Source organism: Cellulomonas fulva, from assembly GCF_018531375.1.
Taxonomy (GTDB): domain Bacteria; phylum Actinomycetota; class Actinomycetes; order Actinomycetales; family Cellulomonadaceae; genus Cellulomonas; species Cellulomonas fulva.
Genome location: NZ_JAHBOH010000001.1, coordinates 420249 through 434987, shown reverse-complemented (window position 1 = coordinate 434987; position 14739 = coordinate 420249). Strand labels below are relative to the sequence as shown.

The window sequence follows — 14739 nt, the reverse complement described above, 5'->3', positions numbered from 1 at the left end:
CGATTCATCCGTTCTGTAGCTCAACCTGAGGTGGCGCGGTCCCATGAGCAAGCTCGTCAAGGCGTTCGTCGCCCTGGTCGTCGCCCTGCTGGCGGCCGTGGCCGTGCCGGCGGCGGCGATCGCGGCGGATCCGTCGCCCGCCCCCTCCGACCAGTACGGCTGCCTCGAGCAGTCGGCCGACGACTACGGTCCGCCGCTGCCCTGCGAGCTCCGCGTCCAGGTGCTCTCGCCGTTCTGCGACAACGAGGTGCCCAAGCTGCGGTACCAGGTCGAGGCGATCGGCAGCCCGAACACGACCGTGAAGATCACCTGGGTCAACCCCACGGGCGCGGACTACGTGCTCTCCGGCCTGCCGCTGTCCGGCACCGTGAACTGGCCCGGTGCCGTGGAGCAGAACGGCCGCGGCGTCGACTGGCCGGGCTGGACGCAGCTGCCGGACGGCACCTGGGTCGAGGGCGACGAGTGGGACTGGGTCCGCCCGTCGGTCGAGGTCCGGTTCGAGGTCAACCCCGAGGCGACCGTCACGGTCGGCTACCCGCCGTCGCGTCCCGAGTGCAACACCAACCCGCCCTCGAGCGCCGTGCTCTCGGACGAGCCCGAGCTCTCCGCCACCGGCACCGACGCCCTCCCGCTGGCGCTGGCGGGCGGCGGCCTGGTCGCGGCCGGTGCGGTCGCCCTCGCGGTCGCGATGCACCACCGCCGCCGCGTCCAGGAGTGAGCCCGGCGACGCGCCGCTGACGACCTGCGCGGCGCGTCGCTGACGGCCTCGACGTCACGCTCCGACGTGACGGCCGCTACGCGCGGCGACGGCCCGCCGTCGCCGCGCGTACGTCGCGCAGGGCCTGCTCGAGCTCGGTGTGCCGGAAGGTGTAGCCGCTCTCCAGGAGCCGCTCCGGGTGGACCCAGCGGCTCTTGAGCACCAGCTCCGACTCGTTGCGCGCCACCCACATCGCGGGCTCGAGCACCCAGCGCGGTGCGGGGATCCCGACCGGCATGCGCACCACGCGCCGCAGCGTGGCCATCAGCGTCCGGTTGTCGGTGGCCTCCGGTGCCGCGAGGTTGACCGGACCGGAGAGGTCCGGGGTGTCCCGGATGTGGCGCACGGCGCCGACGACGTCGTCCACGTGGATCCAGCTGAACCGCTGCCGTCCCCGGGAACGGTGCCGGGGCGGGCGGCCGTCCCCGGTGGGGTGCGGCCCGGTGCCGCGGTAGCGCCGGTGCTCGAACCACCAGCCGTCGAGCTGCGCGCCGCCCGCGCCCGAGCGCGCGAGCGCGAAGAGCAGCCGGTTCGCCAGCCCGTCGCCCAGCACGATCGCCATCCGCAGGGCGACCCGTCGCGTGCCGGGCAGCTCGCCGGCGAACAGCTCGTCCTCCCAGCAGCGCGCCACGTCGACGGAGAACCCGGTGCCGAGCTCGCCGTCCCGCTCGGTCTGCGGCCGGTCCACGGCGTAGCGGTAGATCGTCCCGGTGCTGGCGTTCAGCCAGAGCGACGGCGGCCGGTCCGCCGCGGCGACCGCCTGGTGCAGCGCGCGCGTCGTCGTCGTCCGCGACTGCAGGATCTCGTCGCGGTTCGCGTCGGTGTAGCGGCACCCGACGGACCGTCCGGCGAGGTTGACGAGCAGGTCCGCGCCGTCGACGGCACCGCGCAGCGAGGCGGCGTCGTCCCAGGTCGCGTCCGGACCGGTCCGTCCGACGAGCCGCAGCGCGTAGCCGTCCTCGCGCAGCGCCGCGGCCACCGCGCGGCCGATGAAGCCGGACGCGCCGGCGACGACCGCGACGCGCTCGGTCACGCTCAGCCCAGCTGCTCGACGACGTGGTCGATGCACGCCGTCAGCGCGAGCACGTCGTCGGGGTCGACCGCCGGGAACATCGCCACGCGGAGCTGGTTGCGGCCGAGCTTGCGGTACGGCTCGACGTCGACGACGCCGTGCGCGCGCAGGGTGGCCGTCACGGTGGTGGCCTCGATCTCCGGCGCGAGGTCGATGGTGCCGACCACGGGCGACCGGTGCGCGGGGTCCGCGACGAACGGCGTCGCCCAGTCGCGCGCGTCCGCCCAGGAGTAGAGGTGGCCGGCGGAGGTGGCGCTGCGGCCGGCGGCGAAGTCGAGGCCGCCGTGCGCGAGCATCCAGTCGATCTGCTCGGCGAGCAGCACCAGGGTCGCGATCGCCGGGGTGTTCAGCGTCTGGTCGAGCCGCGAGCTCGCCACCGCCGTCGTCAGCGACAGGCTCTCCGGCACCCAGCGTCCCTGCTCCAGGCGCGCGGCGCGCTCGACGGCGCGGGGCGACGCGAGAGCGAGCCACAGCCCGCCGTCGGACGCGAAGGACTTCTGCGGGGCGAAGTAGTAGACGTCGGTCTGCGCGACGTCGACGGGCACGCCACCGGCGGCCGAGGTGCCGTCGACGACGACGAGCGCGTCCTGCTCGCGTGAGCCGGGCACCCGCCGGACGGGCGCGACCGCGCCGGTGGAGGTCTCGTTGTGCGGCCACGCGTAGACGTCGACGTCGGCCCGCTCCGGCACCGCGACGCCGCCGGGTGCCACGGTGGTGACGACGGGCTCGTCCAGGAACGGCGCGCGTGCCACGGCCGTCGCGAACTTGGCACCGAACTCGCCGAACGAGCCGTGCGCCGACCGCCGCTCGACGAGGCACAGGGTCGCGACGTCCCAGAACAGGGTGGACCCGCCGTTGCCCAGCACCACCTCGTACCCGTCGGGCAGCGCGAACAGCTCGGTCAGGCCGGCGCGCACGCGCCCGACGAGCGAGCGCACCGGCGCCTGCCGGTGCGAGGTGCCGAGCAGCGACCGGCCCGCGGCGGCCAGCGCGTCGACCTGCGCGGCGCGCACCTTCGACGGTCCGGAGCCGAAGCGGCCGTCGCGCGGCAGCAGCTCGGACGGGATCGTGGGCAGCGTCTCGGGCACGTGGCGAGGATAGAGCCCGCGGACGTCGCGCACGACCAACTACCCTGTGACTGCGGCCGCGCAGGCACGGCCGCGACCGGAAGGGGAGGCGACGCGGTGAGCGACCTGATCGACACGACGGAGATGTACCTCAAGACGATCTACGAGCTCACCGAGGAAGGCATCACGCCCCTGCGGGCGCGCATCGCCGAGCGCCTGGGTCACTCCGGCCCCACCGTCTCGCAGACCGTCGCCCGGATGGAGCGCGACGGCCTCGTCGTGGTCACGGGCGACCGCCACCTCGAGCTCACGGACCTCGGCCTCGCGAAGGCCGTGCGCGTCATGCGCAAGCACCGGCTCGCCGAGCGGCTGCTGACGGACGTCGTGGGCCTCGAGTGGCCGTACGTCCACGAGGAGGCGTGCCGCTGGGAGCACGTGATGAGCGAGCGCGTCGAGAAGCGCCTCGCCGCGCTGCTCGACCACCCGCACTTCGACCCCTACGGGAACCCGATCCCGGGCCTCTCGGAGATCGGCGAGGAGCAGACCCGGATCGCCTTCCTGGACGGCGTCACGTCGCTGGTCGGCGCTCCCGTCGAGGCCGGCCGCGCGCGCATCGCGCGGATCGCGGAGCCGCTGCAGGTGGACGTCGAGCTGCTCGCCCGGCTCGCCACCGCCGGCGTGGTCCCCGGTGCGGAGATCACGGTCCAGGTCGCGCCCGGCACCGTCACGGTCGGTGTCCCCGGCGGCGAGGTGGTGCTGGACCTGCCCGACGAGGTCGCGCGGCACATCTTCGTCAGCACGCGCTGACCCCGGCGCTCTCCCGACGCCCTGGCCGCCTCCGGTGGCCGGGGCGTCGCGCTGCTCGGGGCGCGACCGCGAGGTGCGCAGAGCCGACATATCCGGCCCGCGAGACGCGAGGGTCGCAGAGTGGTCGCCCGCGGACCCTCTGACGCACGCTCCCACGCCTGTGACCTGCGTCATCATCCGGACCCCGGAAGTCCACCCGGTCGCGTGTCCAAGATGTCCGCACGAGTTCGTGATCGGAACGTGACAATCGGCGGCGACCTCATGTACGTTCGTCCTGCTTCACGGAACCCCTCCTCCGCGAAGCCCTCGAGCGGGACGCCTAGCCCTGCCGCCGCCACGAGGTCCGCACGAACCGCCGGCAGGGGCGGGGGACCCAAATCTGGGCGCTTCGGTGCCCTTGGGGTGAAGCCAGGACGTCGACCTCGGTCGGCCGAGAGGCCGGGTGTTCTCCCACCCGAACCCGACAGCTGACCTCGTAGGCGACAAGGAGAGGCACGCGCATGACGCATGCACGGCACCGGGCCGCTCGGCGGCCCTCGACGCCGCTGACGGACCTCGCAGCGGTCGCCACGGAGCAGCTGGGCCACGTCGGCCGTCGTTCCGCGGTCGTCGCCGCTTCGTCGGGTCTGGTCGTCTCGTCCGTCCTGGGCGCTGCGCCCGCGATGGCGAGCCCGTCCGACGACGCCTCCGCCGGCGCCCTCGCCGCGGTGGACACCAACGCCCTCACCGCGAGCGCCCGGGCGCTGCTCGAGACCGCCCCGGTCGTGAGCGCCCCGGCCGACGCGAAGTTCACGATCGACGACCAGGAGCTGAAGGTCACGCTCCCGGCGCCCGAGCCGGAGCCCGTGGTCGTCGCGCCGACGACGACGCGCACCACCGACCCGGTCTCGCGCTCCACGCCGGTCGCCAACAGCCCCATCCCGCAGAGCGTCGCCGGCAACAAGATCCTCGAGATCGCCGCGCGCTACGTGGGTGTCCCGTACGTCTACGGCGGCTCGACGCCGAGCGGCTTCGACTGCTCCGGCTTCACGTCGTACGTGTACGCCCAGGTCGGCATCAGCCTGCCGCGCTCGTCGAGCGCGCAGCACTACGCGGGCCAGATCATCTCCCGTGCGGACGCCCAGCCGGGCGACCTGATCTGGAGCCCCGGCCACATCGCCATCTACGCGGGCGGCAACATGCAGATCGACGCGCCGCGCCCCGGCAAGACGATCCAGTTCCGCGAGATCTGGCAGAGCTCGCCGGTGTTCATCCGCATCGGCTGACGCCCTCGCACCTCCGACGAGGCCCCGACGACACGCTGTGTCGCCGGGGCCTCGTCGTTCTCGTGGCAGCTGCGGGCGGCTACCCTGATCGCGCACCGCAGCCTCTGTCGACGGGCCAGCCGGGTCCGATCGCATGAGCACGCGGGCACCGGGAGGCACCGTGACGAGAGATCGGTCCGAGGTGGTCGACCAGGGCGCGCCCGCGCGCCCGGCCTGGGGCGCGCCGTGAGCGGCACCCTGGTGCTCAACGCGTCCTACGAGCCGTTGTGCGTGGTCCCGGTGCGGCGTGCGGTGGTCCTGCTGCTGCTCGAGAAGGCCGTCGTGGAGCAGGGCAGCGAGGCGCTGGTCCGGTCCGAGCGGCTCACGGTCGTCGCGCCGTCGGTCGTCCGGCTCCAGCGGTACGTGCGCGTGCCTCGTCGGACCCGCGTGCCGATCACCCGACGAGCGGTCCTGGCGCGCGACCGCGAGCGGTGCGCCTACTGCGAGGGACGGGCGGACACGATCGACCACGTGGTGCCCCGGAGCCGGAGCGGGCCCCACGCGTGGGAGAACGTCGTGGCCGCGTGCGCCCGCTGCAACCACCGCAAGGCCGACCACCTGCTGACGGAGCTGGGCTGGGAGCTGCGGTTCACGCCGCGCGCGCCGCACGGCCCGGTCGCGGCCGTGGGCCACGTGCGGCACCCCGACTGGGAGCCCTACCTCCTGGGATGGGGGGACGGCGCCGAGGTCGCCTGATCCCACTGCCCGACTCGAATCGATCTTTGGTCAAGACTTGGTGTTGACTTGAGGGACGATCGCGGCGGCCCGGACGACCCGGGTGCGGCCGCCGGGGTGGACGGGCGATGGAGGTGACGGGCGCATGACGACGCGTGACGACGTGGTCCTGGTGGGCGTCGACGGATCGGCGGCGAGCCTCCACGCGCTGGACTGGGCGACGGCCGAGGCCGCGCGCCGCGGCTGGGCGGTGCACCTGGTGTGCGCCTACGCCCTGCCGTCGTTCGCGGCGGCCTCGCTCGACGGCGGCTACGCCGCGCTCGACGACACCGCGATCCAGGAGGGCGCCGCGGCGGTGCTGGCCGAGGCCTCCGCCCGCGTGGCGGGCAGCGGCGTGCCGACCACCGCCAAGGTGCACACGGGCGACGCGGCGGGCGTGCTCGTCGAGCTGTCCAAGGAGGCCCGGCTCGCCGTCGTCGGGACGCGGGGGCGCGGCGGGTTCGCCGACCGCCTGCTCGGCACCGTCTCGTCGGCGCTGCCCGCGCACGCGCACTGCCCGACCGTCGTGGTGCCGCTGCGGGACGGCGACGGGCACGCGCTGCCGGAGGACGCGGAGCTGCCGGCCGTGCGGCCGGTGCGGCGCATCGTCGTCGGAGTCGACGGCTCGCCGCAGGCCGAGCGCGCGCTGCGGCACGCGATCGACGAGGCGGTGGCGTGGGACGCGGAGCTCACCGCGATCTCGGGCGTGCCGGTCGGGTCGATGACCGGCGTGCTGGCGTGGCTGCCGGCCGCGGTGGACCACGAGCAGGTCCTCAACGACATCACCGAGGGCCTCAACGTCGTGGTCGACCGGGAGCTCGAGGGCAAGGACCTGCAGGTGCGTCGGTTCGCGCTCGACGGCACGGGTGCCGAGCTGCTCACGGAGTTCTCCGCGGCCACCGACCTCATCGTCATGGGCTCGCGCGGGCGCGGCGGTTTCGCGGGCCTCCTGCTCGGCTCGACGAGCCAGGCGGTCCTGCACCACGCCACGTGCCCCGTGATGGTCGTGACGAACCGCTGCGCCGACTGAGCGCCGCGCCCCGGCGCGCGACGAGGCGTCAGGGCATGACGTCGGGCCGTCGGACCAGGGCGGAGAGGACCACGGTCGACCGCGTGCGGGACACGAACGGCTCCGCGACGAGCCGCTCGACGACCTGCTCCAGGTGCCGCATGTCCCGCGCCCGCACCTGCACGACGAGGTCGACGTCGCCGGTGACGGTGCTGGCGGCCACGACCTCCGGGTACTGCTCGACGGCCGCCCGCATGGTGGCCGGGCTCGTCGAGCCCTGGCAGTAGATCTCGACGAACGCCTCCGTCTGCCAGCCGAGCGCGGCCGGGTCGAGGCGGACCGTGAAGCCGCGGATCACGCCGTCGTCGCGCATCCGGTCGACGCGGCGCTTGACGGCCGGCGCGGACAGCGCGACCTGCTGCCCGATCTGGGCGTACGTGGCGCGCGCGTCCACCGCGAGCACCCGGAGGATCGCGGCGTCCAGGTCGTCGGTCATGGCGCCCATGATCCTCGCTGCTGCACCGTGCCGTGCTCGCGCGGATGCCGGCGCGCCCGGCTGAAGTGGCGGACCCGACGTGCCGATAGGACGGTAGGGACGATCCGGACGAACCAGAGCCGGCTGCGCGCGCGGCCGGCCCGGGAGGGCGAGCGATGCCGAGCACGCAGTCACGCGCACCCGAGCTCCCGACCCAGCGCCCCGGCACGGGCGCGCCGCCGGCCCCCGCCCGCTCGCCGGGCTCCACCGGCGCAGTCGGCGTCCCCGCGCCGCGGCCGGCACCCGAGCGCCACGCGCCCGCGACGAGCCCGACCCCGGCGTCACCCGTGTCGCCGGCCGGGCGTCCGCGGCGGGTGCGGGTGGTCGCGGTGACGGCGCTCGTCGGGCTCGCGGTCGCGGGCACGGCCGGGTGGACCGTCCAGCAGCAGGCCGAGCGCGCCCGGCTCGACGAGGCCGCCGCGAGGGTCGCGGCCCAGGCCGATGCCCAGCTCGCCCGGACGCGCGTCGACGCCGTGCTGGCGGCCAGCCGGCCCGCCACCTCCGGCACGCGGACGGACGTCGCGGCGTACACGGCCGAGCACGCGGCGGAGGTCGACCGGCTCACCGCGGCCGCCGACGAGGCCGCGGACACCCTGTGGCACGCGCGGCACGCGGGCGACGCGGCCGACGAGCTGCGGACGGCGATCCGGCACGCACGCGCGGTCGCGCGCTCGGAGCGCGCCAGTCTCGCGTCGCTGCGGGACGCGCGCGCCGGCCTCGTCGGGCCCGCGGACGCCGCCACCGCGGCCGAGAAGGCATGGCGCACGGCCGAGGCGAGACGCCTGGCCGCCGAGCGCGCGGAGGCCGAGCGGGCGGCGCGGGAGCGGGCGCAGCAGGACACGCAGCAGGACAGGCGGCAGGACACCGGCACCACCCCGCCGTCCGCGACGCCGACGATCCCGCAGGGCGGGCTGGTCTGCACCGGCACGGGCGGCCCCGGCGCGAGCGAGGCCAGCACGTCCTCGCTGGGCGCCGCGATCAACGCCTACCGCGCCTCGCTCGGGCTCGCGCGGCTCGCCGTGGTGCGGTCGGGCTCGCTCGTCGGGCACGCGCTCGACATGGGCACGGCGGGCGGCATCTGGCACTCGGGCCGGGACAACATCGTCGGCTGCGCGGGCAGCGCGGACCCGAGCTACCTGGTCCAGGCCTGGTCGCACTCGTCGAGCCACGACGCGCAGATGCGCCGCACCGACGTGAGCACCATGGACGTCGGCGCGGCGCTGCAGAGCGGCTGGCTCTTCGGGGCGGTCCTCTTCCGCTGAGTCGTCCGGTCAGCCCTGAGTCGTCCGGTCAGCCCTGAGTCGTCCGGTCAGCCCTGAGTCGTCCGGTCAGCCCAGCGAGCGCAGCGCGCGGGCGGTGCGTGCGAGAGCCTCGGCGAGGTCGTCGGGCGTGATCGTCAGGGGCGGTGCGACGCGCAGCGTGCGGCCGTGCGTGTCCTTCGCCAGGACGCCCTCGCGCAGCATCGCCTCGCACGCGGCCCGGCCGGTGCCGTGCGGCACGTCGAGGCCCGCCCACAGCCCGAGCCGCCGGTAGCCGGTCAGCAGGCCGTCGGCGACCAGCGCGTCGAGCCAGGTCCCGAGCTCGCGGCCGCGCTCGGCGGCGGCGGCCTGGACGTCCCCCGGTGACAGCAGGTCGACGACCGCCAGGCCGACCGCGCACGCGAGCGCGTTCCCGCCGAACGTCGACCCGTGCGTGCCGGCCGTCAGGACCCCGAGCACGTCGGCCCGCCCCACCACCGCGGAGACGGGCAGGATCCCGCCGCCGAGCGCCTTGCCCAGCGTGACCAGGTCCGGCCGGACGCCCCACGTCTCGCACGCGAGCGTGCGCCCGGTGCGGCCCAGGCCGGACTGGATCTCGTCGGCGACCAGCAGCACGTCGGCCTCGTCGCAGGCGGCGCGGACCGAGGGCAGGTAGTCGGCGGGCGGGACGACGACCCCGTGCTCACCCTGCACGGGCTCGAGCAGCACCGCGACCGTGGTCTCGTCGATCGCCGCCCGCAGCGCCGCGGCGTCGCCGAACGGCACCGCCCGGAAGCCCGGGGTGAACGGCCCGAAGCCGTCGCGCGCGTCCGGGTCGTCGGAGAACGACACGATCGTGGTGGTCCGGCCGTGGAAGTTGCCGTGCGCGACGACGACCGTCGCCCGGTCGGCCGGCACGCCCTTGACCTCGTAGCCCCACTTGCGCGCGGCCTTGATCGCGGTCTCCACCGCCTCCGCGCCGGTGTTCATCGGCAGCACCAGCGCGTCGCGCCCGGGTGCGACGAGCGGGCCGACGAGACCGGCGAGCGCGCGGGCGAACGGCTCGAGCAGGTCGTGGTCGAACGCGCGGCTGGTGAGCGTCAGCCGGTCGAGCTGCGCGTGCGCGGCGGCCACGAGGGCGGGGTGCCGGTGGCCGAAGTTGAGCGCCGAGTAGCCGGCGAGCAGGTCGAGGTGCCGGCGGCCGGCGTCGTCGGTCACCCACGCGCCCTCGCCCGCGACGAGGGTCACCGGCAGGGGAGCGTAGTTGGGCGCGAGGGCCGAGCCCGAGGCCGAGCGGCTCGGGGTCGCCGCGCCCGCGACGGCGGTCATGTCAGGACCGGATCTCGAGGGTGCAGCACTTCGCGCCGCCGCCGCCCTTGAGCAGCTCGCTCGTGTCCACGGGGATCGGCGTGTAGCCCCGCTCGCGCAGCGCCGCCGCGAGGTCGCGGGCGCCGGGGGCGACGACGACGTTCTCGCCGTCCGAGACGGCGTTGAGCCCCAGGGCCACGGCGTCGGCGTCGGTCGCCAGGACGGCGTCCGGGAAGAGCTGGCGCAGGACCGCGCGGCTGCCCGCGCTGAACGCCGGCGGGTAGTACGCGACCTGCGGGGCGGCGGGGTCCGACGAGAGCACGGCCAGCGCCGTGTCCAGGTGGTAGTAGTGCGGGTCGACGAGCTCGAGGCTGATCACGGGCCGGCCGAACAGCTCCTGCGCCTCGGCGTGGGCCGCGCGCTCCGTACGGAACCCGGTGCCGGCCAGGACCATCGAGCCGACGACCAGCAGGTCGCCCTCGCCCTCGTTCACCTGCGCGGCGGTGTGCGTGACGTACCCGCGGTCCGCGAACCACTTCTGGTACGCGGGGCCCTCGGGCTGCCGCTCGGGGTACCGGAACCGCGCGCTGTAGACCGTGCCGTCCACGACCGTGGCGCCGTTGGCGGCGTAGACCATGTCCGGCAGCCCGGGCACGGGGTCGATCGTCTCGACGCGGTGGCCCAGGTCGACGTACGTGTCGCGCAGCGTGCGCCACTGCCGCAGCGCGAGGTCGACGTCGGTGTGGCGCGTCCGGTCCATCCAGGGGTTGATCTCGTAGGAGACCGTGTAGTGGACGGGCTCGCACATCAGGTAGTGGCGGTCGGTCCTGCCGGGTGCCGTGCTCGGGGTCATCGCACTCCTCGGGCGGTCGCTCGTGGTTTCACGGTCGTCGCACCCCGGGCTCGTGGCCCCGGGCGCGCCATCTCCGAGCCTAGGAGGTCGCTCCGGCGCAACCGATCAACGGCTCTTGCGCACACGGGCCTGATCCGTTGCGTGGAAGGCGAGCGCGGCGACGATCCGTTGCGCGAGCGCGGGCCCGCGGGTGCGCGGGGCTAGTCGGCCTGCGGCGGGGACGCCGCCTCGGCCTCGCGACGAGCCGCGCGCAGCGCGAGCTGCATCATGAGCGTCAGGGGGACCTTGAGCAGGGCGCGGGTGAGGGCGCGCGGCAGCGGGCCGGCGAGGTGCACGTCCTCGATCCAGAGCACGTTCGTGCCGCCCGCCGTGCCGCCCGGCCCCGGGCGGTCGGCACCTGCGCGCACCGCGATCAGCGCGCGGCCCAGGAGGACCGGCCCCAGCTTGGTGAACACGGCGACGCGGGCCCGCCCGGCCACGGGCGGGTCGAGCCGGTCGATCCGCATCCGGTCGACGAACCCGCCGAGGACGCCCCCGGCCGAGACCGCGCGGATCTCGACGCCGAGGGCGGGGTCGCCGCTCGCCGTGACGGTGGTCAGCGGGATCCACCGGGCGTGGTGACGCGCGTCGACCAGGAGGCGCCACGCCTCGTCGACGGGCAGGGGGAGCGACGCGGTCGCACGTGCTGCGCGCACGGGCACCTCCTCGGTGGGGGACGGCGTGATCCGACGTTAACCTCGGACCATGGAGACGCGCGTGCTGGGCCGGACCGGTCGGTCCGTCGGAGTGATCGGGTTGGGCTGCTGGCAGCTGGGGGCGGACTGGGGTGACGTCGGCGAGGACACCGCCCTGGAGATCCTGTCCGCGGCCGTGGACTCCGGCGTGACGTTCCTCGACACCGCCGACGTGTACGGCGACGGGCGCTCCGAGCGGCTCGTCGGCCGGTTCGTCGCGGAGCGCGGCGGCGGCGCCGCCGGCCTGACGGTCGCGACCAAGATGGGCCGCCGGGCGGACCCGCACGTCGCCGAGGCGTACACGCTCGACGCGTTCCGGGCGTGGAACGACCGCTCCCGCGAGAACCTCGGCGTGGACACCCTCGACCTGGTGCAGCTGCACTGCCCGCCGAGCGCCGTGCTCGACCGGGACGCGACCTACGACGCGCTGGACACGCTGGTCGACGAGGGCCGGGTCGCCGCGTACGGCGTCTCGGTGGAGACGGTGGAGGAGGCGCTCGCGGCGATCGCGCGCCCGAACGTCGCGTCGGTGCAGATCATCCTCAACGTGTTCCGCCGCAAGCCGCTCGAGCGGGTCCTGCCCGCGGCCGTGGAGGCGGGGGTCGGGATCATTGCGCGCGTGCCGCTCGCGTCCGGCCTGCTCTCCGGCAAGTACGACGAGCAGACGACCTTCGCGGCGGACGACCACCGCACGTTCAACCGGCACGGCGAGGCGTTCGACGTGGGCGAGACGTTCGCCGGCGTGCCGTTCGAGGTCGGCGTCGCGGCGGCCCGCCAGGTCGCGGGGCTCACGCCCGAGGGGGCGACGACCGCTCAGCTCGCGCTGCGCTGGATCGTCGACCAGCCGGGCGTCTCCGTGGTGATCCCGGGGGCCCGCACCCCCGCGCAGGCACGCGGCAACGCGGCCGCGGCGGACCTGTCCCCGCTGGCCGCCCCGACGCTGTCCGCGCTCGAGGCGGTCTACGACGACCACATCCGCGCGCACGTCCACGAGCGCTGGTGACCGCGCGGGCCGCGTCGGCGCTGAGCAGCGGGCTCAGGCGTCGGGGGACGGCTCGATGACGCGGGGGTCGGACGGCGCGAGCTCGAGCGGGTCGCGGAACGCGAGCGGTGCCGGGCCGAACGCCTTGCGTGCCCCCGTGATCACCTGACGCCCGAGCGCGCGACCGCCGGCGGCGCCCACCACCACGCCGACGCCGTACGGCAGCAGGCGGCCGAAGAACAGGCCGGTCTGCTTGGCGAGCTGGGCCCGCACCATGCGGCGGGTGAGGGTCGAGTTGACCTTCTTCACCGTCGCCATGGGCAGCCGGGTCATCAGCAGCCGCGCCATGCGCGCACCGCCCACGCCGGTGAGGTCCTCGAGCGCCTTGGTGCCCGAGTCGCCCAGCAGCGCGGTGAGCAGCAGCGCACGTCGTCGTTCGCTGTCCTCCACCTCGATGCCGTGCACCGACGCGACGGCCAGCACGTACGCGGCCGAGGCGCTGAAGAACGTCGCGACGTCGCTCGCGGTCAGCACGAGCGCCACGCCCGTCCCGACCGCCGGGGCCGCCGCGGCCGCGCCCACGGCGCCGCCCGTGCTCGCCACGACGAGCAGGTACTCCTTCTCGAGGAGCCGCACCAGCTGCTCGGGCGACGCGTCGGGGTTGCGCCGGCGGACCTTCTCGACGTGCGCGTGCACCGCGGAGGACGGCAGCTGCACCGCCCGGGCCAGGGCCTCCTCGACGAGCCGGGGCACGGCGCTCAGCGCTCCCCGACGACGGTCAGCTCGACCTGCGCGCCGGCCTGCAGCGTGCGCCCGACGGTGCAGTGCTGGTCGATCGCGCGGTGCATGACGGTCAGGAGGCGGTCGCGTGCGTCCGGCTCGAGCCCGGACAGGTCGACGACGAGCCGCTCGGCGAGCGCGGGGTAGCGGTCCTCGGCCTCGTCGGCCAGCCCGCCCACCTCGATCGTCACGTCGACGTCGTCGCCCAGCCGGCGCGCCATCGCGGCGTCGGCCGAGAGCCCGCTGCAGCCCGCGAGCGCGATCTTCAGGAGCTCGCCGGGGGTGAACGCCTCGTCGTAGGAGATGTCACCGATCTCCACCCGTGCGCCGCGCGAGCTGCGCCCCACGTACCGCCTGGTGCCGGTGCGCTCGACCCACAGGCGGGTGCCCGCGGCGTTCGCGGGTGCCTCCCGCGCCGCGTCGGCCCCGGCGGAGGTCTCCTCGGCCGTCGTCTGGTTCGTCATGTCGCGATCCTCGCACGCGTCCGACGAGGGGGCACCGGCTGGCCGGCGCGGCGGGGTGGTGGTCCGGCGCTCCCGCGCCGGATTGCGCAACGACTACGGATGGGGGGCGCCCCGGGGCTGACTACGCTGACCGGGCCCGGGGTGTCGCCCGGGCGGTCGTCGACGGTCGTGGTGGGGAGGGTCGGGTGCGAGGTCGGGTGCGGACCCGGGGCCCCGTCGCGCGTGCGGCGGCGGTCGGTCTGCTCGGCGCGTCGGTCGTCGTGCTGGTCGGCGGCTGCTCGCTGTTCGGTCAGGACGACGAGACGGACGGCGTCTCGGTGTTCGACGTCGAGGCCGGCCAGTGCTTCCGCGTGCCGGAGGAGATCACGGTCGAGCTCACCGAGCTCCCCGCGGTCCCGTGCACCGAGCCGCACGAGCAGGAGGCCTACGCGCGGGTCACGTACACGGACCCCGCCACGGGCACGACGCCGGACACGTTCCCCGGCGCGGACGCGCTCACGACGTTCGCCGACGGCGCCTGCGCCGAGCAGTTCCAGGACTACGTCGGGGTCGACTACCGCGACTCCTCGCTCTACTTCACCTACCTGGTCCCGTCGCCGCGCGGCTGGGAGCAGAACGCCGACCGCGACGCCCTGTGCTTCGTCACGACGACCGGGTCCCAGCTGTCCCAGTCCGTCGCCGGCACGGGCTGGTGACCGCAGGACCCTCGGGGAGGAGAACGGCATGGGCAAGCCGGCAGCGGCGGCGACCGCGATGATGCAGTGCTCGTTCGGCGTCGCGCCCGCGACGCTCAACGTGCTGCCGACCAACCGCGTCATGATCGAGGGCAAGCTCGCCGCGACGATCCTCGACGCGACCCCGCTGGTGAACATCCCGACGTTCGGCATGTGCACCTCGCTCGCGAACCCGGCGGTCGCGACGGCGACCGCTGCCGCCCTGGGCGTGCTGACCCCGATGCCGTGCGTCCCCGCGACGAGCGGGTGGGTCGGCGGGGCCGCGCAGACGATGATCGGCGGCATCCCCGCCCTGACCCTGGGCGCGCAGTGCGTGTGCGCGTTCGGCGGCGTGGTGCAGATCCTCAACCCCGGCTCGACGAAGACGCTCGAGGGCTGAGC

The 14739-nt window shown here is 75.2% G+C and carries 17 protein-coding genes and 1 riboswitch; of the genes, 9 read left to right on the top strand and 8 right to left on the bottom strand.

Features of this window, described 5'->3' with window-relative positions; all coding sequences use genetic code 11:
- The first annotated feature begins 43 nt into the window (after positions 1–43).
- The gene (locus tag KIN34_RS01860; protein WP_214346014.1) at positions 44–718 is read left to right on the top strand and encodes a peptidase; all 675 of its coding nucleotides are present in this window, start codon (positions 44–46) and stop codon (positions 716–718) included.
- Between the two features lie 76 nt (positions 719–794).
- Here the strand turns inward: KIN34_RS01860 and KIN34_RS01855 are convergent, their stop codons facing one another.
- Positions 795–1796 (bottom strand): epimerase, encoded by a 1002-nt coding sequence (locus KIN34_RS01855; RefSeq protein WP_214351654.1) that lies wholly within the window; start codon positions 1794–1796, stop codon positions 795–797.
- Positions 1793–2917 carry a phosphoserine transaminase gene (gene serC, locus KIN34_RS01850; protein WP_307858042.1) on the bottom strand — a complete coding sequence of 375 codons (1125 nt, stop codon included), beginning with the start codon at positions 2915–2917 and terminating at the stop codon, positions 1793–1795. Before serC ends, KIN34_RS01855 begins: the two co-directional genes overlap by 4 nt.
- Before the next feature lie 96 nt (positions 2918–3013).
- Between serC and KIN34_RS01845 the strand changes: the two genes are divergently transcribed.
- From KIN34_RS01845 to KIN34_RS01830, 4 genes are all read left to right on the top strand, one after another.
- Entirely contained in the window at positions 3014–3703 is a 690-nt protein-coding gene (locus tag KIN34_RS01845) for an iron-dependent transcriptional repressor DtxR (RefSeq protein WP_214346012.1), read from the top strand.
- A gap of 334 nt (positions 3704–4037) precedes the next feature.
- Positions 4038–4200, top strand: a riboswitch (cyclic di-AMP (ydaO/yuaA leader).
- A gap of 3 nt (positions 4201–4203) precedes the next feature.
- Positions 4204–4968, top strand: a complete 765-nt coding sequence (locus KIN34_RS01840; protein ID WP_214346011.1) for a C40 family peptidase — start codon at positions 4204–4206, stop codon at positions 4966–4968.
- Positions 4969–5193: 225 nt separating this feature from the next.
- Entirely contained in the window at positions 5194–5703 is a 510-nt protein-coding gene (locus KIN34_RS01835) for an HNH endonuclease (RefSeq protein ID WP_214346010.1), read from the top strand.
- Between the two features lie 124 nt (positions 5704–5827).
- Positions 5828–6751: a universal stress protein gene (locus KIN34_RS01830; protein ID WP_214346009.1), complete on the top strand. Its 924-nt coding sequence runs from the start codon at positions 5828–5830 to the stop codon at positions 6749–6751.
- A gap of 28 nt (positions 6752–6779) precedes the next feature.
- Here KIN34_RS01830 and KIN34_RS01825 read toward each other — a convergent pair whose 3' ends face one another.
- A complete protein-coding gene (locus KIN34_RS01825; RefSeq protein WP_214346008.1) occupies positions 6780–7226 on the bottom strand; it encodes an Lrp/AsnC family transcriptional regulator in 447 nt (148 codons plus the stop codon).
- Positions 7227–7381: 155 nt separating this feature from the next.
- Between KIN34_RS01825 and KIN34_RS01820 the strand changes: the two genes are divergently transcribed.
- The gene (locus tag KIN34_RS01820) at positions 7382–8527 is read left to right on the top strand and encodes a CAP domain-containing protein (RefSeq protein WP_214346007.1); all 1146 of its coding nucleotides are present in this window, start codon (positions 7382–7384) and stop codon (positions 8525–8527) included.
- A 66-nt stretch (positions 8528–8593) separates the two neighbouring features.
- Here the strand turns inward: KIN34_RS01820 and rocD are convergent, their stop codons facing one another.
- The 3 genes from rocD to KIN34_RS01805 all read right to left on the bottom strand — a co-directional run bounded on the left by rocD (position 8594) and on the right by KIN34_RS01805 (position 11359).
- Positions 8594–9832, bottom strand: a complete 1239-nt coding sequence (rocD, locus tag KIN34_RS01815; RefSeq protein WP_214346006.1) for an ornithine--oxo-acid transaminase — start codon at positions 9830–9832, stop codon at positions 8594–8596.
- Position 9833: 1 nt separating this feature from the next.
- Positions 9834–10664, bottom strand: a complete 831-nt coding sequence (gene ddaH / locus KIN34_RS01810) for a dimethylargininase (RefSeq protein ID WP_214346005.1) — start codon at positions 10662–10664, stop codon at positions 9834–9836.
- 200 nt (positions 10665–10864) lie between these two features.
- Entirely contained in the window at positions 10865–11359 is a 495-nt protein-coding gene (locus KIN34_RS01805) for a hypothetical protein (protein ID WP_214346004.1), read from the bottom strand.
- A gap of 49 nt (positions 11360–11408) precedes the next feature.
- Here KIN34_RS01805 and KIN34_RS01800 point away from each other — a divergent pair, with 49 nt between their 5' ends.
- The gene (locus tag KIN34_RS01800) at positions 11409–12401 is read left to right on the top strand and encodes an aldo/keto reductase (RefSeq protein ID WP_214346003.1); all 993 of its coding nucleotides are present in this window, start codon (positions 11409–11411) and stop codon (positions 12399–12401) included.
- 33 nt (positions 12402–12434) lie between these two features.
- Here KIN34_RS01800 and KIN34_RS01795 read toward each other — a convergent pair whose 3' ends face one another.
- Together KIN34_RS01795 and KIN34_RS01790 are read right to left on the bottom strand one after the other, a co-directional pair.
- Complete coding sequence (locus KIN34_RS01795; RefSeq protein ID WP_214346002.1) at positions 12435–13133, bottom strand: hypothetical protein; 699 nt, start codon at positions 13131–13133, stop codon at positions 12435–12437.
- 5 nt (positions 13134–13138) lie between these two features.
- On the bottom strand, positions 13139–13624 hold the full coding sequence (locus KIN34_RS01790) for an OsmC family protein (RefSeq protein WP_214346001.1): 486 nt from the start codon (positions 13622–13624) through the stop codon (positions 13139–13141).
- Positions 13625–13821: 197 nt separating this feature from the next.
- Here KIN34_RS01790 and KIN34_RS01785 point away from each other — a divergent pair, with 197 nt between their 5' ends.
- Together KIN34_RS01785 and KIN34_RS01780 are read left to right on the top strand one after the other, a co-directional pair.
- Complete coding sequence (locus KIN34_RS01785; RefSeq protein ID WP_214346000.1) at positions 13822–14319, top strand: septum formation family protein; 498 nt, start codon at positions 13822–13824, stop codon at positions 14317–14319.
- Between the two features lie 28 nt (positions 14320–14347).
- A complete protein-coding gene (locus KIN34_RS01780; RefSeq protein ID WP_214345999.1) occupies positions 14348–14737 on the top strand; it encodes a DUF4280 domain-containing protein in 390 nt (129 codons plus the stop codon).
- Positions 14738–14739 lie beyond the last annotated feature (2 nt).